This window comes from Treponema sp. R80B11-R83G3 (assembly GCF_054786115.1).
Genome location: NZ_BDHF01000335.1, coordinates 1 through 817, shown reverse-complemented (window position 1 = coordinate 817; position 817 = coordinate 1). Strand labels below are relative to the sequence as shown.

The window sequence follows — 817 nt, the reverse complement described above, 5'->3', positions numbered from 1 at the left end:
AAGCGGGAAGGTTTCTTCCTGAGCGCTGATACAGTTCTTCGTAAAAATTATCCTCCGTGTGGTACAGCCTGTAAAGTTCAAGATACGCGTTATTTACCGGTAATTCCGCAAACCCCCTGTAATCATCGTCTGAAAAACGGCTGTCATACTCAGCGATAAATCGCTCTTTCGCGGCGTTAATTATCCGCTCTTTTTCCGCTAATTTTTCTTCCCTGCCAATTTCACTGTTATAAAGAACGTCAAGTTCCGCGATCAATTCTTGAATAAACTCAACAAAATTTTGGCTGTCTTTGTCTGATGTAAAAATTTCCCTGTATTCGTCTGAATCTTCTCCGAAATGTTTCACTATAAAAAGCCTTGCCCCTTCGCTGCCTATAAATTCAGCCAGTTCCTCGTTAAAATTGGCCTGCCCTTTAATGAATACCGTAGCGTGAACAAGTTCATGGATAATTAAATCAGCCAGTCTTGCCGGAGAATAATCCGCCATATAGGAATAAAGAGGGTCTTTAAACCAGCCTAGAGTGCTAAAAGCGCTCACCCCCCGAATCCAGACATCAAGGTCTTTTTTTTCCAGTTTTGCCCGTTCCTTACGCGCGTCTTCCACATTAAAAAAACCCTTGTAGGGCATTTTTCCAACAATAGGATAATTCCACTCGTGACGGCGGAACGAATCTTTTGCCGAGGCGGAAACAACCGCAGCGAGGTAGTTTCTGTCAAGCTTTACAAAACGCGTGTAGTTTCTGCTTTCTTTAAGCCCCAATTCGTCCATCGCGAATGCGCGGATTTCCTTTACCAGCCGTATAAAGTCTTCATTATC

1 protein-coding gene is annotated in these 817 nt (G+C 43.3%); it reads right to left on the bottom strand.

The features are described 5' to 3' along the window. Positions 1-817: aminopeptidase (locus ACYVRH_RS13695; protein ID WP_461257444.1), on the bottom strand; the 817-nt coding region annotated here is incomplete at both ends.